Origin of the sequence: Ruminococcus sp. AM43-6, from assembly GCF_003461785.1 — a bacterium.
Classification (GTDB): domain Bacteria; phylum Bacillota; class Clostridia; order Oscillospirales; family Ruminococcaceae; genus Hominimerdicola; species Hominimerdicola aceti.
Map to the genome: position 1 here is coordinate 1 of NZ_QTXU01000021.1, position 20,594 is coordinate 20,594.

Genomic DNA, 20,594 nt, shown 5'->3' on the forward strand with positions numbered 1-20,594 from the left:
CTCTCGCTCGTATCGTAATTGGATATGAGGAGTTCCGCATACTGACAGCCGCCGTCGTACCGCTGTGCCAAGTTGTTAATTCTGCTGATCTCCTCGATGCGGATATTCGGCTTGTCCCATATCTCACGAATTTCGGGACAGTCGTTGTAAGAAACAAGAAACTTGCCCTTGATATCCAGAAGAGTGTCACGCAGTCTGATATGATCCTTGGTTTTAAACCCGACGTCCTTGTAATAGTTTTCGGTAGCAAAGTACGGCGGATCGCAGTAGAAAAAGCTGACAGGGCGGTCATACTGCCGTATCAGCTTTTCAAAATCCTTGTTCTCAACTATGACTTTCTGCAATCGCCTCGCCGCCAAGTCTATCATCGGGAAGTCCGACCAAATGGAATGCGGCTGACTTGCAAAGCTGTCAAGTCCGCTTGCATAGCTGTAACGAATAAGCTGATAAAATTTTGCCGCACGATCAATGTCCCGAAATTTCGGGAAAAGATTGCGTTTATGAAGCCCTGCTATCCAATCAAAATCCTCACGGGAATTGAGGACGTACCGCAGCTTGTATTTCAGCTTATTTGGCTTATCTCTGACACAGCGGTACAGATTAGAAAGATTGCTGTTAAAATCGTTATATACCTCAAAATCCATACCGGGCGGCTTATGGAACAGAACCCAGCCTGCGCCTCCGAAAACCTCTATATACCGCTCATAGTAGGGTGGAAACCTCGCAAGTACGGCGTCTCTGAGAGCCTTTTTTCCTCCTACCCATGACATAAAACTGTTCATGTTTTTCCTTTCTGCCGTTTATACCAACAGGAGAAAAGTCGCTTTGCAAGCACCAGATTTTTGATCTGCTGTTGGCAAAACGACCTTAATAAATATTAGATTTTACGCTGTTTTCAGCCCTTGATTATCGGGTCAACGTATGAAAAAATTATTCGCTTCTGTTCAAGGTAGCCGTCGGCTTTGTTTACCTCATTGCACAGCTCCTTGTACTGCCGCTCCGAAAGTACGGGTTTTGTCGCTCTCAGCATTGCAGGAATACTTCCAATACAGAACTTGAAGTCCACTTTAGCTTTGATTTTGTTTGTATGCATTAACCCATCTCCATTTCTAAATCTTCGTCCTGTTCCGAAACGCATTCTTCAAGATTGTTCACAATGTAATCCGACAGCCATGTGCTTCCGAAATCCTCCCTCGTCCGGAGCCGCCATATTGCAAGCTTACCTACATCAAGCTGAACATCTTCAAAGGGAAACAGCAGACAGGTAAGGCCTCCGTTTTTAAAGCTATATGCCTTTTCAAACCTATTGTCATTCTGCAATATTCCGCTTTCCGTCAGCATATCGTTTATGCCGTCGACCCATTCCTGCAGATCGCCGCCGCACCCTTGCAGGACAAGTCCCTCGCTGTCATTCATTTTTCTCAGATCGTGTAAAGAAATGCTTTTGATCTCCATTATTGCAAAACCTCCTTCCCGTAATATTTTTTCAGCAGATTTATGACGAAATGCTGACCCTTTCCCGTCACAAACGTCTGCTGATAGGTCTTGGTCATAGTCGGAGTTTCAAACACCGACTCCTTTACCGCAAAATATCCTCGGTCGATAAACGCCTGATAGGGGAGATTATTCGCCATAAGCACTCTCATACTCTTAAGCCAGCCGTAGAGCTTGTTTCTTCCGACAGGGATATTTTCGGCTCTTGCCAATTTTGCCATAGCGTTCATGTCGATGAGATTATCGGTATTTGCAACCTGATTCGCAAACTCCACTAACGGTTGGTCGTGACGTATCCGCTCGTTCAGCTTGTTGATAGCCATCATCTGCAAACGGAACAGATTGCGGTACGGCTCGTCGAGAAACGGAAGATAGTTTTCTATGAACATTTGCTCGTTGCTGACGTAGCCGCCTGTTTGATTGATCTGAGGCAGAATTTTATCAAAAATCCACGACTCAAATTCCGCAGCTCTCGGCAGCTTGCTGTGTGCAACAAGTCTGTAAACATCTCCCTCAGGAATAAAAATCATCTTAATAGTTTTACTTGGAGACTGCGGATGAGGTAGGTCGTGTTTCACGCCCCACCTGCAATGCCGCTTTATTGCGTCTTTTGTATTGCTGTAGCCCAATGCAGAAGCCACGTCCTTGCCGCAGAACATAATTCTGCCGTTATCATCCTTTAAAATTCTGAGAGAACCAAATTCCTCATTTTTGAAAATCTTGATCATATTATTCATTTAATTTATCTCCTCATCAAATTTCAGTAAATTTCTCGCAATTTCTTCAACAACGGGTACGCTTACGGCATTTCCGGCTTGTTTGTAGAGCTGTGCGTCGGACATCCCCGTTGCCGCAACTTTTTCGAATTGCTCTGTTGTAAAACCCTGCAGCCGCCATGCCTCAATTGGCATAAGGCGTCTTATCCGTCCATGGTGGACAATCCCGTGTCGATCGGTTACCGTAAGCGTAAACATCGGTTCGTTGGGATTTTTTATTCGTCTGCCGTTTTGACGGGTAGTTTCCTTAAACGGATTGATAATTGCTCTCGGTCCGTCCTCAATCAGAACTCCCGATCTTTCTCCTTTATGAGTTCCGTTTGTTACCCCCAAGTCCATTCTTGTATGCAGACATCGGGCGTTTTCCGTAATCTGCGGATTTTCGTTCAGATCACAAAAAACAGCGGAGTGTTCACCTTTGTGATGACTTACTCCGCTGTTCTGCCTTGCGGTTATACATCTTGCATTTTCTGTGAGATTAGGTGGAGGATTGCTGTCAATAAAGTACAGACCTGTTTTTCCGCCCATACCGCCCGAACCGCTGCACTGCGTCACCGCAAGTCCATCGGGATCATAAACTCTCGTGCCTTGACTTCCGCCTATGATTTGTTCAGTTTTCCGGCAATTCTGGCTGTCGCTTTTTCCGAAAGCCAGTATTTTTCCGGAACAGTCGATTCCAAGACATCCTGCAATGTAAACTCTTTTTCTGACTTGGGGAAGGTAATCGGCGCTGTTATACACACGCCATTCCACGCAATACCCCAGTTGAGAAAGCTTTTCAATGATTTTTGCAAAAGTTTTTCCCGAGTCAATCCCCATGAGACCGGGTACGTTTTCAAAGCAAAAATACTTAGGTCTTTTCGCTTCAAGCAGTCGGGCAAGCTCAAAGAACAGATCTCCTCGCTCGTCGGCAAAGCCTTTTCTTGCTCCGCAGACCGAGAACGGCTGGCAGGGGAAACCTCCAATAAGGAGATCAAAGTCTGCAAGTTTTCCGACGTCAATATCTCTGATATTTTCATAAAATTGTTCACCTCCGGTATCGTACAGTGCTTTGTAGGCTTTCTGCGCAAATCTGTCAATCTCGCACCACCCCACAATTTCAAATCCTCCGACTCTTTCCAGAGCAGATCGGAAGCCTCCGATGCCTGAAAATGCGTCGAATACTCGTATCATTCAAAGCGCCCCTTTCTGATTTTGACAATAAAAAAACCGCTAAATGATCTCTCATTTAACGGCAGTTCTGCGATATTTAATTGTATTATTCGGAGTCAGCTCCTATATGACTTTCGATCACAGCCATTATTTCATTCAATCGGCTTTCTCCGATACCCTTGATCTTGGATATATCTTCACGCAGCTTGTCGAAGTCGACTTCTGTGGCGTGTACGTCGTCTTTTCCTGTCTGATATATATTCTGAATGAAATTGTCCATTGTTTCACGGTCCATAGCTTTAATTTTTTTGTATAAGGCTCGGTCAAGGAGCGGCTTATTCGGCATATTCATTTTCCTTTCGCTCTTTTATTCGTATAATGGGCATTTGCTTTACCTTCTTGCCGATTTTAACACGCTGCAAAGCGAATACCATATCGTTTGTGCGTTCAAAGTAACCCATATCATGTTTCCAGCTTATACCGCACTTACAATGCTGTAATCCGATAAACTGCTGTTTCATTTTTCTGCCGCAGTTCGGGCAGATCTTACTGTTTTTACTCATGAACGTATTCCTCTCAGAATTTTATCTTGTACATTATATCACATAAACCGCCGTATTTCAAGTCCTACATGGACATATCCATTTCCGGTTCTTCCGATAATTCCTCGATTTCTGCGATTTCTTCATTTTCCGTATTTTCTTCTGTTTGTTCGTCTGACTGAGTTTGTTCATGCTTGATCGTATGAAATTTATCTTCATCGGGCAGAAGATTCAAAGTTCTGCCGTTATCCCACTTAACCATGACTGAGCCGATATCGTCGACTCCAATAATAGTTCCATTGGTGCCGCTTTCCACAGGACATAAGTCCTCCATGTGGTCAAGACAAATCCGAGTACCCTCGGGATACCTCTGTCTAAGCAACTCAACTTTCTTTTCATTGTATACCATGCGTACCTCACATTGTCATTCCAATATCGGGTTCATCGGTCAAATCTTCTGACTGAATGCTGTTTATTTCTTCCTCCGTCTGCAAGCTCCAGTTGTCATCTGAATTCCAGAAGCTGACATAAATATCGCCGTCGGGAGTTTTTATCGGCCGCTGTTCAAGAGACTCCCCAACGCCGTCTGAAAGTTGTCCCTCGCAGTACAAGCGGAATTCTTCAAGCTCTTCATCTGTAAGCTGACCGTAAATCTGAGCCGTAATAACGCCAACAAGCTCTCCGTCGCGCTCCTCGACAGACATAAACGCCGAGCGTACCTTTTGGTCGACTGAATTGCCCTTGCCATACCAGTTCATGAGACCCCGTTCTTTCTCCTCGGGCATTGTAAAATCCTCAATAAATCGGTTTATCTCCGATTTGTAAGCAGAAGCCTCATAGGACGAGATTTTTTCGTATTCCTCGTCATACCGGCATTCCGGTTCTCTGTTGATTTCAAGCGGACAGTAAAATTTTAATTCCTGTAAATGATTCTGCATATGATTTTCGTACAACAGTTTGGCGTTTGGAATATACTGGGCATATCTTGCATAGGGAGCACCCTCAGACTCTATTAACAAGCCGTCGCCCTGTTGCTTGTCGTAGATCAGCAGACAATGGTGTACGCCGTTGCCGTACCACATACTGTTAAGGTTTTCACTTATGAGATCGTTATTGCACATCGGAGTGTGTTTCAGCCTCTCAAATTCTTCGGTCGGAACAGGCACAGCTTTTTCCACCACGCAAGTATACGTTTTGAATTCCGATTCTTTGCGAAGCAGATTTGTGTTGATTATAAGTTTGTTGTTCATTGATTTCCTCCTTTGTTTTATTTTCCATTTTAATAGTATAGCTGCCACACGGGTATCACGTCCTTCCTTGAGAAATAAAAAAAGACCGTTTTGTCATTTATCACATTTCGTGATATTAGACAAAACAGTCTTGAAAAGTTTGTGAAAGTTTTTTCATAAATAATCGGCAAGTTAAGAGCGAAATTTGCTCAAAGCCTGCCGATTTGTTTGACAATATTTCGTTGTGTAGCGTTCAAATCCTTCCGGTCGGCTAAAATCGTGAAAAAGCATCCACGGTTTTCACCTTAAAATTTCCGGTTAAAAAGCATGAAAAAAGCCCGCATTTACGGGCTTTTCGGCTGGTGCATCTTTTTTGTTCCACCAATATGGCTGGGGTGGAAGGATTCGAACCTTCGGAATGACGGAGTCAGAGTCCGTTGCCTTACCACTTGGCGACACCCCAATGTTTGTTCGATTTAGCTTGTTTTTGGTTGGGATAGATGGATTCGAACCATCGGAATGACGGAGTCAAAGTCCGCTGCCTTACCTCTTGGCTATATCCCATCGTCATGTCCCTCACTCAAACAGCTTAATCATTATAGCACACCATTTCGGGAAATGCAATACCTTTTCATATTTGTTTACAAAGCATTTACAGTGTATTAACATATATGGGCAAAACGACGTAAAACCGTAGGATGTTGTAGAAAAACTATTGAAAATGGTCAAAATATGTGATAAAATGACCATAAGAGCGTGGCTCGGAACAAAAAACGAAAGGTCGTAACCGTTATGGAAGAGAAGAAAAAAGGATTTATCAAGAAGTTTGTAAATGAGTTCAAGGCGTTTGCTCTCAAAGGAAACGTCATGGACTTGGCAGTGGGCGTTATCATAGGCGCTGCGTTTCAGAATATCGTGACGTCATTTACTGAGAATTTTATCAACCCGATAATAGGCTGTATAGGCGGCGCTGACGTAGAGGGCAAGATACATTTGCTTGGAAATCAGTACATAAACTACGGCGCATTTCTGACGGCAGTGATCAACTTCATAATCATGGCGTTCGTTATTTTTGTAATAATGAAGGTCATAAACAAGCTTGCGTCACTTGGCAAGCATGAAGAGCCTGAAAAGCCTGCAGAGCCACCGGTGGACGTAGTGCTTCTTACAGAGATCAGGGATCTTCTCAAGGCACAGCAGGCGGCTGAGGCGAGCAAAGAGGAAGAAAAGGCAGAAGAATAAGATCTGAAACGGTACACTTTTTAAGTTAAGGGGCAGCTCCCATGTGGGGCTGTCTTTTTTTGGCGGTTATCTTTTTGACGGTATTCGCTCAAATTCAGGTAGGGGCAAACACTTTTCTTCTGTAAAAACTCCACAATTATTTATCTTTCACTTTGTCACTTATTCTGTTTTAAATCTCTTTACTTTTTTGTCATCATATGATAAAATAATAACATATATGTTTGTGAATACTTTTAAGCTTTTAAGTTTTCTAGCTTTCAAGCTTTTAATTATGAAAGGAAGTTTTTGTATGCCTATAACCGAGATACTGGAGCGTAACGCACGAGAGTTCGGAAACGATGTTGCTCTGGTAGAGGTCAATCCTGAGATCAGAGAAACCAGACGTGTGACTTGGAAGGAATATGAGCTTATCGAGCCTAACCCAGTCTGTCATTATCGCCGTGAGATAACCTGGAGCGTTTTCAACGAAAAGGCTAACCGCTTTGCCAATCTGCTTTTGTCCCGTGGGGTAAAAAAGGGTGACAAGGTGGGTATTCTGCTTATGAACTGTCTTGAATGGCTGCCTATTTATTTTGGTATCCTCAAGACGGGTGCGCTTGCAGTGCCGCTGAATTTCAGATACACTCCGGAGGAGATAAAATACTGTCTTGACCTTGCCGAGGTGGATATTCTTGTATTTGGTCCTGAATTTATCGGCAGAGTTGAGGAGATAGCTGATGAGATAAGCAAGAACAGACTTCTTTTCTATGTTGGCGAGAACTGTCCGTCATTTGCAGAGCATTATGACAGGCTCACTGCAAACTGTGCAAGCACTACTCCGTACATAGAGCTTACTGACGAAGACGATGCGGCTATCTACTTCTCGTCAGGCACAACTGGCTTCCCTAAGGCTATCCTGCACAATCACGAGAGCCTTATGCACGCCGCAAGAGTTGAGCAGAATCATCACGGTCAGACCAAGGACGATGTTTTCCTTTGTATCCCTCCCCTTTATCACACAGGTGCGAAGATGCACTGGTTCGGAAGCCTTATCTCAGGGGGTAAGGCGGTGCTTCTCAAGGGCGTGAAGCCCGAATTTATACTTGACACTGTATCAAGGGAGAAGTGTACTATCGTATGGCTTCTTGTGCCTTGGGCGCAGGATATCCTTGACGCTATCGACAGCGGCGAGGTGACACTTTCAAAGTATGAGCTTTCACAGTGGAGGCTTATGCACATAGGCGCACAGCCTGTTCCGCCGTCACTTATTGCACGCTGGAAAAAGGTTTTCCCTAACCACAAATATGACACTAACTATGGTCTTAGCGAATCTATAGGTCCGGGATGTGTACACCTTGGCATGGATAACATTGACAAGGTAGGCGCAATAGGCAAGGCAGGCTTTGGCTGGAAGGTCAAGATAGTTGATGATAAGGGCAACACTGTAAAGCGTGGCGAAGTGGGCGAGCTTTGCGTAAAAGGTCCCGGCGTTATGACCTGCTACTACAGAGATCCAAAGGCGACAGCTGAAACTCTTAAAGACGGCTGGCTTTTCACGGGCGACATGGCTCAGGAGGACGAGGACGGCTTTATTTACCTTGTTGACCGCAAAAAGGACGTTATTATAAGTGGTGGAGAAAATCTTTACCCTGTACAGATAGAAGACTTTTTGAGAAGTCACGACGCTATCAGGGACGTGGCAGTAATTGGTCTGCCTGACCAGCGTTTGGGCGAGATAGCGGCGGCAATAATCGAGCTAAAGCCAGACCACCCATGCACAGAGGAAGAGATAATGGCGTTCTGTCAGAAGCTTCCGAGATACAAGCGTCCGCACAAGATAATTTTTGCAGACATACCGAGAAACCCGACGGGCAAGATAGAGAAGCCAAAGCTCAGGAAGATATACTGCGGAGAGAGCCTTGTGGCAAAGCAGAATCACGGATAAAAAGTAAAGAGGGGTAACGAAAATGGGACGAGAAGTAGTATTTGCCAACATACGAAAAAGAATGATAGCAATGATAGCTGGCGGTGTGATACTCACGCTAATGGGTGGATTTATCTCATTTGCGGCGGTAGTAGCCGGTGAATACGGCGTATTGATACTTGGACTTTTTGCTCTTACGCCTGGTGTTATATTTCTTATATTTGGTACATCACGGAGGACGCACCCTGAAAAGAGCGGCATATTCAAAGCCAATCCCGATCTTTTACAGCAGGCTGACGAGCTTTACGCCAACATACAATATCAGGACGATCATATTATCGTATCCGACAGGGTGCTTGCCAACAAGAAAGCGCCATTTCAGATGTGCTGGCGAGAGGAAGCCTACGGCATTTACCAGCACACAGCGAGTATGAATTTCATCAGCTACACAAACGAGATAATCGTCTGCACGAAGCACAAGAAGAATGTACTGCGTTTTAACGTATATGCCAAGGGCAAGGACACCGCCATGGGGCTTATGCAATTGCTTTCCCAATGTTGTCCCAACGCAATGGTAGGTTACACTCCTGAAACGCTTGCATATGTTAAGGAGATGCAGAGGCGTGCTCAGCAATAGATGATGGACAAGCTCTTTGTGCTTAAATTTGCACAAAGGGCTTGACTTTTTTTGTGATTACTTGTATAATAGTATAGTTGACACAAGGAGATGTACCCAAGTGGCTGAAGGGTCCGCACTCGAAATGCGGTAGTACGGCAAAACCGTAGCGAGAGTTCAAATCTCTCCATCTCCGCCAGCAGGGGCGTGCCCCTGCACCCAATCCGCTATCATTTATGGTAGCGGATTTTTTTGCTCCCGCCCATAGGTATGATATGCTGGGAGGGGTTTGATGCTCGCCGTGACGGGCATTTCCCGTCATGGCTTTTTTGTTATCAAACTTCAGTCCCGCTCAATAAGTTTGTTTGTAAACTTTACAAAGTAGGGGACGTGTCCCTGCACCCAATCCGCTATCATTTATGGTAGCGGATTTTTTGCTGCCACACAAAATCTTGCATTTCCGCCAGAACTGTGTTATAATCCTATATATCAAACATCATAACACGGAGGTCTACCATGTACGAAAATTTTAAATATCTCGACGTTGTTGCACAAAAAGAGATAACCAACGGTGTTTTCTCAGGCTCAGTTCTCAGCGTTATCCATAAAGGCGAAACTGTCTATCTCAAAAGCTTTGGTCTTGCTGACAAGGAGAAAAATATCCCTATGAAAACTGACAGCATTTTCAGACTTTTTTCTATGTCAAAGCCTGTCACAGCCGCTGCCGCAATGATACTTATCGAGCGTGGTCTGCTCGACACTCGTCACCTGCTCAAGTGGTTTATCCCTGAGTTTTCCGATCCTGTGGTCCTTGATGAGAACGGTGAGCGTCCTGCCGACAGAGATATAACCATAGGCGACCTGCTCACCATGACTTCCGGTATCCCTTATCCTGACGGCACTCCCGCAGGTCAGAAAATGGGTGCGCTTTGGGGCGAGCAGTCTGAAAAATATCTCAAGGGCGAAAAGCTTCTGGATACCGTAAGCTTTGCCAAAGAAATGGGCAAGCGTCCTCTTATGTTCTCCCCTGGTGAAAAGTGGTTGTACGGTGCATCTGCTGACATCATGGGTGCTGTTATCGAGGTGGTTTCTGGCATGAAGTTCGGAGATTTTCTTAGAAAAGAGATCTTTGAACCCCTCGGTATGAACGATACAGGCTTTTATATCCCGGCGGAAAAGTACAGCCGACTTGCCCAGTGTTATGAATACAAAAATGGCGGAAACGAACCTTTCACTCACTTCCACCTTTGCCTTACTGATTACACTGTACCCCCTGCCTTTGAGTCGGGCGGAGCAGGTCTTGTTTCCACTGTAGAGGACTATGCAAAGTTTGCCAAAATGCTTATGAACAAGGGCGAGCTTGACGGTGTGAGGATACTCGGCAGAAACACGGTCGATTTCATGACAAGAAATGGTCTTACACCTGAACAGCGCAAGACCCTTAACTGGGACAGCACAAAGGGTCACGGCTACGGTAACTTCATGCGTATCCTTGACGACCCTTCCACTGCAGGACTTATCCAGTCAGAAGGCTCTTTCGGCTGGGACGGCTGGATGGGTTGCTATTTCAGCCTTGACCCAAAAGAACAGCTCTGCATACTATATTTTATCCAGCAGACAGGCGCAGGCACTACCGATTCTGCAAGGCGTTTGCAGAACATCGCATGGGGTGCAGTAAAATAAGCAGGGGAGGTCTGAGATTTGAAATTACAGGAAGGCAGATTTATACAAGGGCTTAGAAATATGTTCAGTCTGCGCTGGGATATGGCTGACCCTGATGAGATACATAATACGATAATATCCGGCGCAAAGCTTCAGGGTACGAATATGTGTATCCTCATGCTTGCCATACTTATAGCCTCCATAGGTCTGAATATGAACTCCACCGCCGTTATAATCGGTGCTATGCTCATCTCACCTCTTATGGGCGGTATAACAGCCATAGGCTACGGAATCGCCACCAATGACCTGACCCTTTCAAAGGGTGCGGCGATAAGACTTGGCATACAGGTGGTCATTTGCCTTATCACCTCGACTATTTACTTTACTATCTCACCTATCACCACAGCCTCCTCCGAGCTTCTCGCCCGAACCACACCTACAGCGTGGGACGTTCTTATTGCCCTTTTTGGCGGACTTGCCGGCATAATAGGTCAGACCCGTAAGGAGAAAAGCAACGTTATCCCCGGCGTGGCTATCGCAACAGCACTCATGCCGCCGCTTTGTACCGCAGGCTACGGCTTGGCAAGACATCGCCTTGACTATTTCGGCGGTGCATTGTATCTCTTTTTCATAAACAGCTTTTTCATCTGCCTTGCGGCTATCGTTGTACTGAAGCTTTTAAGGCTGCCTCACGGCAACGATATTTCCCCGAAGGCTTTGAAAAAGATACACAGAAATATCGCTTTTATCACAGTTATTACCATGCTTCCTAGTATTTATCTTGGCTATGATATTGTGAAAAAGACAATGGATAACAGCAGTGCAGAGAAGTTTATCACCGAGAATTTTGACTTTGACGGCACTCAGATAGTGCAGAAAACAATAGATACCGATAAACGTATGATAGAAGTGGCGCTCCTTGGCAAGAAAATAAGTACTGCCGATACAAAGGCACTTCAAAGCGAGCTGAAAGCTTTCGGATTGGGAGATTATAAGCTTGTGATAACACAGACCGAGGTGGAAAGCGGTGTTACCGCTGACGAGGTCGAAAAGATGCTTGAAAAGAATGCCGACGATGAGGAAACACAGAACAAGGTGGCACAGGTGCTTGCGCAGAAAGAAAACGATGACCTTAAAGCCGAGAATGAAAATCTGAAAGCACAGCTTGACAGCTATCAGAGCTATGATATAGACATGAGCGATATCGCCGAGGAGCTTGCTATCGTTTATCCAAACATAACTGGTGCGGCAGGCGGTCACATGAGCAGTCATTCAGTAGGCTCGCCCACAACAGTTAATGGCGTAACAGTGGTGCTATATGAGAACAAGGTTCTTACCGATGAACAGCTCAAAACGGTCACAGAGCTTCTGAAAAAACGTCTTGACGTGTCAAACGTCACAGTTATCCAGCAGGTGGAGAAGCAGAAAGATACCACCTCAAAGGCTGAAAGCACCGATAAAAAGAAAAAGAATTGAAAAAATTCTGAAAACCCCTTGCAATCTGAGAAGATGTGTGCTATAATATATTAAAATGTATAATTATGTTTTGGAGGAACAAAAATGAGCGTAATTGAGATCGTTGCAGGCGCACTGCTGATCGTAGCCAGCCTCGTTATCATACTTGTAGTTCTTGCGCAGGACACCAAAGAGCAGGGTCTTACATCTGCTATCGGCGGTGGATATAACGATTCTTTCTATGGAAAGAACGGTTCAAACACCAAGGACGCTAAGCTTAACAGACTGACAAGGATAAGTGCGATACTGATATTCGTGATAACTCTTGCTGTAAATATTATTTATCAGATCAAGAAATAATTACCCGCCCTGCTCCGTGCAGGGCTTTTTCTTTGCAGAAAGTAAGAATGGGGAAAAGAATGTAATGAAATGTGCAGACGGTGTAAAGAATAAGATAAGACCGCTTTTTGCGGATCTTTATGACTCGCTGATGTTTTCATATTTTGACGGCATTTTCGGCACTGCCTTTTGCGACGATACCACCGCACCAACTGCGGCGGTCATATGCTGCGGCGACTTTTATTTTGCCGCAGGTGACAAAAGCTTTGGGGCTGATATGCTCAAATTTTGCAGCGATAACAAAAACGCAGTCATAGTTCCTGACAGCGAGGAGCTTGCAAAAGCCTTGTGTGCCCGCGACGGACAGCTTAAAATAGTCAAAAGATATCACACCTGTCCGCCTGAAAACGACTTTGATACCGACAAACTGCGTGAAACATTATCAAGAGTACAAAATATGGGACAGCTTAAACTGTCAATGATAGATGAAGAACTTTATAAGAAAGCCTTGGTAGAGCAGTGGTCGGAGTCCTTTGTGTGCAATTTTAAAGACTTTGCGGACTTTTCAGCCCATGGTTTCGGATATGTGCTCACTGATAATGGCAGGATAGTCAGCGGAACTTCTGCGTTCTCATACTACGATAAAGGCGTTGAGATAGAAGTTTCAACCCGTAAAGAATACCGTCTGAAAGGTCTTGCACAGATAACTGCGGCGGCGTTTTTGCTGGAATGTGTACGCCGTGGGCTTACACCTCACTGGGACGCACGAAATCTCACCTCGCTTTCAATAGCACAGAAAATGGGCTTTGTGTTCAAAGATGAATACATAGCGTTGGAATATAAGTAAAAAGAAAGGAAATTTATGAAGTTAGATTACAGAAAAATAATATATTCAAAGTTAAAAAAAGCAGGCAAGAAGCCGCTGACTTTCAAAGAATTGCTGAGATCATGCAGAGGAAAGGGCTTTGAGTTTGAAAAATTCACAAAAGCCGTTGACAAAATGAAGAAAAACGGCGAGATAATGGAAGATAAGTTCGGCATAAGGCTCGTTGACCCTAAGAAATTCGTCAAGTGCGAGGTGGTAAGGCTCAATAAGACTTACGGCTTTGTGAAAAATCTTGACACTGACGAGGAAATTTTTGTTGTGGGCAAGTACCTCAAAGGCGCAATGCCACACGATATCGTTCTTGTGAGAACCTTCAAGGGCGAGGGAGCTTGCACCGAGGGCGAGGTCATGAGCATTGTGGAGGAGAATTTTGCCAAGTTTACGGGCGAACTTGTGAGCGAGTTCGGCGTGCTGAAAATCGTTCCTGATATGCTGTCAAAATATGCAATGACCTTTGAGAACCCTATGAGGCTTGAGCTTCACGAGGGCGATAAGGTGGTGGCACAGGTCACAAAGCGTGGAAACAGGCACTCTGAACACGTCTGCGAGATAGTTTCAAGCTATGGAAGCTCCATGAAAGCCTCTGCCTGCGCAATGAGCGTCCTTGAGGTCAATGGTCTGACCCCTGTTTTCCCAAGCGAGGTCATCTATGAGGCTAGGGAAGTGTCCGATTATTCAAGGATAAAAGAGGAGATACCGGGCCGCCTTGACCTCCGTGACAAGCCGATATTCACCATTGACGGCGCAGATACAAAGGATATCGACGACGCAATTTCTGTTGAACGAACCAAAACAGGTTATCTCCTTGGCGTTCACATTGCCGACGTTTCCCACTATGTTCAGCCAAAGTCACAGCTGGATAACGAAGCTTTCAAACGTGGCACAAGCGTTTATTACGCAAACCGAGTTATACCAATGCTCCCTAAGGAGCTTTCAAACGGCATCTGCTCCCTTAATCCGCAGGAGGACAGACTTGCGTTTTCGTGTCTTTGTGAGCTTGACAAGCAGGGCAATATCACAGAGTATAAGTTTGCAAAAACTGTTATCCGCTCCCGTGTAAAGGGCGTTTATTCCGAGATAAATTCACTTTTGGCAGGCAGTGACGATGCTGAACTTAAAGAAAAATATGCCGAGGTTTCAGATCAGCTTCCTATTATAAAAGAGCTTGCGGATATTTTGTATAAAAACAAGAAAAACCGTGGCTGTCCTGAGCTTGAAACCTCTGAGAGCAAGCTTATCATCAATGACGAGGATATCTGCGTGGGAGTTGAGAGGCGTACCCGTGGAAGAAGCGAGGAGATAATAGAGGACTTCATGCTTGTTGCAAACGAGTGTGCCGCAAGATTTGGCATGGATAATAACCTGCCGTTCGTTTATCGTATCCACGAAGAGCCGTCAGACGAGAAGCTTGAATCCCTGAGGGAAGCGCTTGTCAAGCTCAACGTCCAGTATAAGCTGGGCGAAAAGGCTTGCCCTGGGGATATGTCGGAGATACTCAAAGCCGCAAAGGGTACTGATATAGACCTTATCATGAACAATATCGTACTGAGAAGTATGTCAAAGGCAAGATATTCCACCGAGCCTGTGGGTCACTTCGGACTTGCACTGGAGGATTATGCCCACTTCACTTCACCTATCAGACGTTACCCTGATCTGACTATCCACAGAATAATGTCAGCTTTTCTCAGTGGCAGCAGTGCAGAGGAGTGCGCCACAAAGTTCAACAAGTTCGTGTACGCCTCAGCCGACCAGTCCACAAAGACAGAGCTTACCGCAATGCAGGTGGAGCGAAGCTGTGAGGATTGCTACAAGGCTGAGTATATGAACGCTCATATCGGTGATGAGTTTCAGGGAACAGTGGTTTCAGCCGTTGAGTTCGGTCTTTTTATCGCACTTCCTGACACCTGCGAGGGACTGCTCCACACGGACAATATGCCTGACGGCGAATATGTCTGCGACGATATGGTGAGCCTGAAAAACCTTACAAACGGAATGGAATATCGTGTGGGCGACCCTATCAGAGTAAAGGTGATAAACGCAAATGTAAACTCGGGCAAGATAGATTTTGCACTTGCTGACGAGGACTAAATTAGAAATCAAAAGGACGGTGAAAAAAAGCCGTCCTTTTTTGTGTGTTAAAAAAATGTAGGGGCTGGCGCCCTCGACAGCCCGCCTTTCTCGCACGTCACTATTTATGTTGCTTTTCACATTGAATAAACATCGCACAAACAATGTAGGGGCTTGCGCCCTCGGCAGCCCGCTTTTCTCGCACGTCACTATTTATGTTGATTTTCACATTGTATAAACATCGCTCGAACCATGCAGGGGACGACGCCCTCGGCGTCCCGTTCCTTTCACTCATCTTGTGACCTTACAAATTTATCGTTTCATGAATTGCGTATATGTACAAAAAATCGGACAGTCGCACCAAGCAACTGTCCGATAATTTTTTGTATTAATAAATTACTTTGAAAGACCCCAAATATCTCTAGCGTAGTCCTCAACAGAACGGTCTGCGGAGAAAATGCCTGCGCCTGCAATGTTTGCAAGGCTCATCTTCTGCCACTTTGTCTGATCCTTGTAGCACTCAGAAGCGTAAGCCTGAGCCTTCTGGTAAGAATCGAAGTCCTTGAGAGCCATGTATGGGTCAGAGTTCTTCAGGCTGTCAGCGATCTCGTTGAACTGCTGTCCGTTGATGCCGTACTGAAGTGTGTCGATAGCCTGCTTAACAACTGTGTTTGAGTTGTAGATGTCCATAGGCTTGTAGCCTGACTTGCAAGCGTTTACCTCGTCAACGTTCATACCGAAGATGATGATGTTGTCGTCTCCTACCTGCTCGTGTATCTCAACGTTTGCTCCGTCAAGAGTACCCAGTGTGATAGCGCCGTTTATCATAAGCTTCATGTTACCTGTACCTGAAGCCTCTGTACCAGCAAGTGAGATCTGCTCAGAGATGTTTGCCGCTGGCATGAGTATCTCAGAAAGTGATACGTTGTAGTCCTCGAGGAAGATAACGTTGAGCTTCTCGTTGAGCTTCTTGTCCTTTTTCAGCTCCTGAGAAATGTTCCAGATAAGCTTGATGATCTGCTTTGCCATGTAGTAGCCAGGAGCAGCCTTTGCAGCAAAGATATATGTCTTTGGTACAAAATCAGCGTTTGGATTAGCCTTGAGGTAATTGTACTGTGCTATGATGTTCAAAGCGTTGAGCTGCTGTCTTTTGTATTCGTGAAGTCTTTTTACCTGAACGTCGAAGATAGAATCAGTGTTGAGAACAACGCCATACTGATTCTTTACATACTTTGCAAAACTCTTCTTGTTGTCAAGCTTGATCTTTGCAAGTCTGTCAAGAACGTCCTTGTCGTCCTTGAATACAGCAAGCTTTGAAAGCTCAGCGGCATTCTTGAGGAAGCCGTCGCCTATCTTCTCGCAAAGAAGATCTGTCAGACCCTCGTTAGACTGATAAAGCCATCTTCTGTATGCGATACCGTTTGTAACGTTTTTGAACTTTGTTGGTGTGTCAAGGTACTCGTCCTTGAATGTTTCTTTCTTGATGATTTCAGAGTGTATCTTTGCAACGCCGTTTACGCTGTGGCAAGCGTGTACGCAAAGTGTAGCCATTTTCACCTTGTTGTCCTCAACGATAGACATATGTGAAACCTTAGCCTGATCCTTGTATCTCTCCCAAAGATCCTTGCAGTAACGCTCGTTTATCTCGATGATGATAGAGAAGATTCTAGGGCAAACGCTCTTGAGAAGGTTGCAGTCCCACTTCTCCAAAGCCTCAGGCATTACAGTGTGGTTTGTGTATGCAAATGTGTTCGTAACGATGTGCCAAGCCTTGTCCCATGAATAGCCGCAATCATCAAGAAGAACTCTCATAAGTTCTGGGATAGCAAGTGTCGGGTGAGTATCGTTGATGTGGATAGCTACCTTTTCATGGAGATTGTCAAGTGTGCCGTAAACGCTCATGTGCTGGTTTACGATATCGCCGATAGAAGCAGCGCAAAGGAAATACTGCTGTCTAAGTCTGAGTGACTTGCCCTCTGCATGGTTGTCGTTAGGATAAAGCACCTTTGTGATAGCCTGTGAAATGATGTTCTTGCTAAGAGCCTTCTGATAGTCGCCCTGATTGAACATTGACATATCAAAGTCAGCCATTTCAGCTTTCCAAAGTCTGAGCTTTGAAACTGCTTCGCTGTTGTAGCCTGATACGAACAGATCGTATGGAACAGCCATAACTGATGTGTAGTTCTCGTGAGTTACGCAGTGATACTGATTGTCCCAGTATTCCTTAAGCTCGCCGTCAAAACGAACCTCGACAGCCTTTGACGGAACAGGAACGAGCCATACAGAGCCGCCCGGGAGCCAGTTGTCAGGAAGCTCGGTCTGCCAGCCGTCCTCCAGCTTCTGCTTGAAGATACCGTATTCATAGCAGATAGAATAGCCTGTAGCATGATAGCCGTCGGCAGCAAGAGCGTCAAGATAGCAGGCAGCAAGTCTTCCAAGACCACCGTTGCCAAGACCTGCGTCAGGCTCGCACTCGTAAATGCCGTTTATAGAAATGCCCATGTCCTTAAGGACCTTTGTAGCCTGCTTCTGCATTTCAAGGTTATAAAGAGAAGTTTTAAGGCTTCTTCCCATAAGAAATTCCATAGAAAGATAGTAGACCTTCTTCTTGCCCTCAGACTGAGTTTTAACAGTGAACTTTCTTCTCTTAGCTTTAAGAATTCCTACAACGATCTTAGAAAGAGCCTCGTATACCTGCTGGTCGGAAGCGTCCTCAGGTGTTGTCTGGAAATCGTTGTGAAGAACGTCAAGAAGCTTTTCTTTAAGTTCCTGCGTGGAAATTGTTTTTTCTACAGCACTATTTGCCATAAATCTTTACCTCCTATATACTTTCAAGCCGAGCTTTGCGCTCTGCACCTTTATTACTATATTGGCGAAAACGTTTAAGAAACAAGGATAGTTTTCACCCATTGAGGGGATAGCACGCCCCCTGCTCCTGATAATTATACCACAAGCCGACAATTTTTGCAAGAAAAAATGCCAAACGCCCCAAAAATTTAAACACTTTTTACATAGGGCAGGCGTATGATTTGTAGAAATCATAGACGCTGATATGCTATTTTTGCAATAGCTGTCATGTTATGTTTGGAATATAATACAGGATATAGTATTTGCCTAATTTTATTATATGGTATAGTTGCATAATTGTCAAGGCGTTCAATTGTATAAAATGCTGATTTTGGAAGAATGAACAGCAAAAGGGGGCAGTAGGGGCGGTAGTTTTTATATAATCACAAGAATATAAATTTGCTAGGTGGGCATATAGGTCATATGATATGTGTTCAGAAAAAAGTGTACTTACGTTATTTGCAGCAAAAGGCTCAATTTCTATGATGCAGAAATTGAGCCTTTTTATATATTCGTTCGTTTTGATATAATATCTATTCTTCTTCTATCTTTTCTTCAGCCTTTGCAAGCTGTTTCTTGTCATACACGCTCTTTGCTACCTGAATACCGAACACGATAGCCGCACCGATGATAAAAAATACGATGCTGAATGTGCCGAAGGACATAGGGTCTTTAGGCTCTTTAAGCGTTGTAGGACCTATAACTATGGCGTACAGCGAGCCTATCATCATGCCGATAACGCAGTAGATAGTCTGGCTTCTGAACTTTTCAAGAGCCTTTTTGATAAGCCTGAGGGTAATGAACACCCCAAGGATAATGCCGATACCCAAAGAGCAGAGAAGTCCGAAATACTCGAAGTTCAGATGAAGGAACTCTTTTATTCCCGTGATAACAGGCATATAAAGACCGAATGTGAGAAGTATGGTGGAGCCTGAAATGCCGGGAAGCACCATTGCAGATATTGCGCACATTCCTGCAAGAACGACGAATATCACTGTGCCTATATTCATGTGAGAAACGTCAGCACCGCTGCCTGACGGATTTATAAGGGAAATGCCCACAACGATAGCAATGCCGATAACAGCCCATACGATGTTGTAATATTTGCCCTTAATGCTCTCTTTTTCTTCCATTATCATGACCGGTATCGCCAGAATGATAAAGCCCAGAAACAGCGAGCTTACCTTGTAGATGCCGCTTTCAAACACGTTGGCAAGAACGCTTACTGCAAGAAGCATACCGATCACCCAGCCTACGCCAAGCTTTATAAGAAAGAAAAATGCTTTTTTACGCTTTGCATTGTCACGTCCCATAATGTCGTTAAGGGAATTTATGAAGCTGTCATAAAAGCCCAACAGGAATGCTATAGTTCCTCCCGAAACTCCAGGGACACTGTCCGCAAGAGCCATGCAAAAGCCTCTGAGTGCGTTTATTATCATACTTGTTTCTATGCCTTAAAAGGCATATCCTCCTTCCGTGGTGTTGTCTGCTTTCGTATCAGCAGACTTTTCTTTTGTTCTGATGTAAGCTTTTTCTACCTGTGTCATCAGCTTTCCAAGCTGTGCTTCCTGCTTATCGTCACTAACAAGCGCCGCACTTTTTTCAGCCGAAGCCTTTGCCGCTCTCACATTACCCTGAGCGAGAAAACACTCGCCCTTGTAAAGCTCACAGTTGCACCGAAGCGTTTTGTCAGCGTCACGGCTTTTCTCTGCGCTGTCAAAAAACTTTACCGCCGCTTCAAAGCGTTCGTTGAAATATTCCAGCAGACCAATGGTGAAAAGCATTTGCCCATTGCGTTTATCGAGAAGACCTCGCTTGAAGTAATGCTCTGCCGAAACAAATATCTCGTTTGCCTGAGAAATATCACCTGACATTAGCCTGCCGTAAAGAAGCAGTTCAAAATACTTGTTCTGATCTGAGGGGGTAAGCCTATCAAAAGCTATACGGTCAAGTGTGAGAAAACAGTTTTCAAAGCGTTTTTCTGAAATGTAAACAGCGGCAAGCTTCAAAAGCCCGTGACCCTTATCTTTGTTCTGCCTGAGAAGATATTTTTCAAGAAGCTCAAAATATTCGTCACAGCCGCCCTTTTTAGCGTAGAGCCTTTCGAGCTTTTTTATTTTGAAGACCCATATGAAAAGCCCTGCAAGCTCGACGATGCACAGGAATATAAGACAAAGAGGAAGCGCTCTCATAAAAACGTTTATGCAAAACTGCGCTCCATAGCGACAGCCCTTTGAAAGCCATGCAATGCACATCACAGCATAACTCAGCACAAGGCTCAATGCGGCAATGAGCCACAAGGTCCTTACAACGCCTTTATGCACCTTGCTCACCTCTTTGTAAATCATATCACATATAAGTAAAAATCAAATGTTGTCTGTGTA

At 44.8% G+C, this 20,594-nt stretch carries 20 protein-coding genes and 3 tRNA genes; 9 read left to right on the plus strand and 14 right to left on the minus strand.

The genetic code is table 11. The annotated features are described in order from the left end of the window. The 11 genes from DW938_RS10740 to DW938_RS10790 all read right to left on the minus strand — a co-directional run. On the minus strand, positions 1–770 hold a 770-nt coding region (locus DW938_RS10740; RefSeq protein WP_147342376.1), incomplete at its 3' end, for a DNA adenine methylase. A gap of 125 nt (positions 771–895) precedes the next feature. Beyond that, positions 896–1,093 (minus strand): hypothetical protein, encoded by a 198-nt coding sequence (locus DW938_RS10745; protein ID WP_117865688.1) that lies wholly within the window; start codon positions 1,091–1,093, stop codon positions 896–898. Further along, positions 1,093–1,455 (minus strand): hypothetical protein, encoded by a 363-nt coding sequence (locus tag DW938_RS10750; protein WP_117865687.1) that lies wholly within the window; start codon positions 1,453–1,455, stop codon positions 1,093–1,095. Before DW938_RS10750 ends, DW938_RS10745 begins: the two co-directional genes overlap by 1 nt. Then, positions 1,455–2,231: a phage antirepressor KilAC domain-containing protein gene (locus tag DW938_RS10755; RefSeq protein WP_118054602.1), complete on the minus strand. Its 777-nt coding sequence runs from the start codon at positions 2,229–2,231 to the stop codon at positions 1,455–1,457. Before DW938_RS10755 ends, DW938_RS10750 begins: the two co-directional genes overlap by 1 nt. Continuing rightward, positions 2,232–3,443 (minus strand): DNA (cytosine-5-)-methyltransferase, encoded by a 1,212-nt coding sequence (dcm, locus tag DW938_RS10760; protein WP_118054600.1) that lies wholly within the window; start codon positions 3,441–3,443, stop codon positions 2,232–2,234. Positions 3,444–3,528: 85 nt separating this feature from the next. Continuing rightward, positions 3,529–3,774 (minus strand): hypothetical protein, encoded by a 246-nt coding sequence (locus DW938_RS10765; RefSeq protein WP_242992506.1) that lies wholly within the window; start codon positions 3,772–3,774, stop codon positions 3,529–3,531. Continuing rightward, positions 3,758–3,985 carry a hypothetical protein gene (locus DW938_RS10770; protein ID WP_117865683.1) on the minus strand — a complete coding sequence of 76 codons (228 nt, stop codon included), beginning with the start codon at positions 3,983–3,985 and terminating at the stop codon, positions 3,758–3,760. The genes DW938_RS10765 and DW938_RS10770 overlap by 17 nt, the downstream gene beginning before the upstream one ends. Before the next feature lie 64 nt (positions 3,986–4,049). Then, positions 4,050–4,373 (minus strand): DUF4314 domain-containing protein, encoded by a 324-nt coding sequence (locus DW938_RS10775; protein WP_117940718.1) that lies wholly within the window; start codon positions 4,371–4,373, stop codon positions 4,050–4,052. Positions 4,374–4,380: 7 nt separating this feature from the next. Then, positions 4,381–5,214, minus strand: a complete 834-nt coding sequence (locus DW938_RS10780) for a DUF6329 domain-containing protein (RefSeq protein ID WP_118124806.1) — start codon at positions 5,212–5,214, stop codon at positions 4,381–4,383. Positions 5,215–5,580: 366 nt separating this feature from the next. Further along, a tRNA-Gln gene (locus DW938_RS10785) sits at positions 5,581–5,656 on the minus strand. Positions 5,657–5,681: 25 nt separating this feature from the next. Then, positions 5,682–5,757, minus strand: a tRNA-Gln gene (locus DW938_RS10790). A gap of 228 nt (positions 5,758–5,985) precedes the next feature. Here DW938_RS10790 and mscL point away from each other — a divergent pair. From mscL to rnr, 9 genes are all read left to right on the plus strand, one after another. Then, positions 5,986–6,435, plus strand: coding sequence for a large conductance mechanosensitive channel protein MscL (gene mscL / locus DW938_RS10795; protein WP_242992509.1), 450 nt, complete (start codon positions 5,986–5,988; stop codon positions 6,433–6,435). A gap of 289 nt (positions 6,436–6,724) precedes the next feature. Then, positions 6,725–8,359 carry a class I adenylate-forming enzyme family protein gene (locus DW938_RS10800; RefSeq protein ID WP_118124808.1) on the plus strand — a complete coding sequence of 545 codons (1,635 nt, stop codon included), beginning with the start codon at positions 6,725–6,727 and terminating at the stop codon, positions 8,357–8,359. A gap of 22 nt (positions 8,360–8,381) precedes the next feature. After that, the gene (locus tag DW938_RS10805; RefSeq protein ID WP_117956696.1) at positions 8,382–8,975 is read left to right on the plus strand and encodes a hypothetical protein; all 594 of its coding nucleotides are present in this window, start codon (positions 8,382–8,384) and stop codon (positions 8,973–8,975) included. Positions 8,976–9,061: 86 nt separating this feature from the next. After that, positions 9,062–9,153 (plus strand) — tRNA-Ser (locus DW938_RS10810). A 317-nt stretch (positions 9,154–9,470) separates the two neighbouring features. Next, positions 9,471–10,637, plus strand: coding sequence for a serine hydrolase domain-containing protein (locus DW938_RS10815; protein ID WP_118124810.1), 1,167 nt, complete (start codon positions 9,471–9,473; stop codon positions 10,635–10,637). A gap of 18 nt (positions 10,638–10,655) precedes the next feature. After that, on the plus strand, positions 10,656–12,092 hold the full coding sequence (locus tag DW938_RS10820) for a DUF389 domain-containing protein (protein ID WP_118124812.1): 1,437 nt from the start codon (positions 10,656–10,658) through the stop codon (positions 12,090–12,092). Between the two features lie 84 nt (positions 12,093–12,176). Further along, positions 12,177–12,431 (plus strand): preprotein translocase subunit SecG, encoded by a 255-nt coding sequence (gene secG / locus DW938_RS10825; protein ID WP_022287545.1) that lies wholly within the window; start codon positions 12,177–12,179, stop codon positions 12,429–12,431. A 64-nt stretch (positions 12,432–12,495) separates the two neighbouring features. Next, positions 12,496–13,257: a GNAT family N-acetyltransferase gene (locus tag DW938_RS10830; protein WP_118124814.1), complete on the plus strand. Its 762-nt coding sequence runs from the start codon at positions 12,496–12,498 to the stop codon at positions 13,255–13,257. 15 nt (positions 13,258–13,272) lie between these two features. Then, positions 13,273–15,384, plus strand: a complete 2,112-nt coding sequence (rnr, locus tag DW938_RS10835) for a ribonuclease R (protein WP_118124816.1) — start codon at positions 13,273–13,275, stop codon at positions 15,382–15,384. 375 nt (positions 15,385–15,759) lie between these two features. Here rnr and DW938_RS10840 read toward each other — a convergent pair whose 3' ends face one another. From DW938_RS10840 to DW938_RS10850, 3 genes are all read right to left on the minus strand, one after another. Further along, positions 15,760–18,171 (minus strand): glycogen/starch/alpha-glucan phosphorylase, encoded by a 2,412-nt coding sequence (locus tag DW938_RS10840; RefSeq protein WP_117905427.1) that lies wholly within the window; start codon positions 18,169–18,171, stop codon positions 15,760–15,762. Positions 18,172–18,743: 572 nt separating this feature from the next. Beyond that, positions 18,744–19,619, minus strand: coding sequence for a DUF368 domain-containing protein (locus DW938_RS10845; RefSeq protein WP_117928001.1), 876 nt, complete (start codon positions 19,617–19,619; stop codon positions 18,744–18,746). Between the two features lie 45 nt (positions 19,620–19,664). Continuing rightward, a complete protein-coding gene (locus tag DW938_RS10850; RefSeq protein WP_118124818.1) occupies positions 19,665–20,534 on the minus strand; it encodes a hypothetical protein in 870 nt (289 codons plus the stop codon). Between the last annotated feature and the right edge of the window lie 60 nt (positions 20,535–20,594).

Coding starts and splice junctions, on each gene's coding strand:
- DW938_RS10745 (WP_117865688.1), bottom strand. CDS start 1,093: ATGCATACAAACAAAATCAAAGCTAAAGTGGACTTCAAGTTCTGTATT.
- DW938_RS10750 (WP_117865687.1), bottom strand. CDS start 1,455: ATGGAGATCAAAAGCATTTCTTTACACGATCTGAGAAAAATGAATGAC.
- DW938_RS10755 (WP_118054602.1), bottom strand. CDS start 2,231: ATGAATAATATGATCAAGATTTTCAAAAATGAGGAATTTGGTTCTCTC.
- dcm (WP_118054600.1), bottom strand. CDS start 3,443: ATGATACGAGTATTCGACGCATTTTCAGGCATCGGAGGCTTCCGATCT.
- DW938_RS10765 (WP_242992506.1), bottom strand. CDS start 3,774: ATGAATATGCCGAATAAGCCGCTCCTTGACCGAGCCTTATACAAAAAA.
- DW938_RS10770 (WP_117865683.1), bottom strand. CDS start 3,985: ATGAGTAAAAACAGTAAGATCTGCCCGAACTGCGGCAGAAAAATGAAA.
- DW938_RS10775 (WP_117940718.1), bottom strand. CDS start 4,373: ATGGTATACAATGAAAAGAAAGTTGAGTTGCTTAGACAGAGGTATCCC.
- DW938_RS10780 (WP_118124806.1), bottom strand. CDS start 5,214: ATGAACAACAAACTTATAATCAACACAAATCTGCTTCGCAAAGAATCG.
- mscL (WP_242992509.1), top strand. CDS start 5,986: ATGGAAGAGAAGAAAAAAGGATTTATCAAGAAGTTTGTAAATGAGTTC.
- DW938_RS10800 (WP_118124808.1), top strand. CDS start 6,725: ATGCCTATAACCGAGATACTGGAGCGTAACGCACGAGAGTTCGGAAAC.
- DW938_RS10805 (WP_117956696.1), top strand. CDS start 8,382: ATGGGACGAGAAGTAGTATTTGCCAACATACGAAAAAGAATGATAGCA.
- DW938_RS10815 (WP_118124810.1), top strand. CDS start 9,471: ATGTACGAAAATTTTAAATATCTCGACGTTGTTGCACAAAAAGAGATA.
- secG (WP_022287545.1), top strand. CDS start 12,177: ATGAGCGTAATTGAGATCGTTGCAGGCGCACTGCTGATCGTAGCCAGC.
- DW938_RS10830 (WP_118124814.1), top strand. CDS start 12,496: ATGAAATGTGCAGACGGTGTAAAGAATAAGATAAGACCGCTTTTTGCG.
- rnr (WP_118124816.1), top strand. CDS start 13,273: ATGAAGTTAGATTACAGAAAAATAATATATTCAAAGTTAAAAAAAGCA.
- DW938_RS10840 (WP_117905427.1), bottom strand. CDS start 18,171: ATGGCAAATAGTGCTGTAGAAAAAACAATTTCCACGCAGGAACTTAAA.
- DW938_RS10845 (WP_117928001.1), bottom strand. CDS start 19,619: ATGGCTCTTGCGGACAGTGTCCCTGGAGTTTCGGGAGGAACTATAGCA.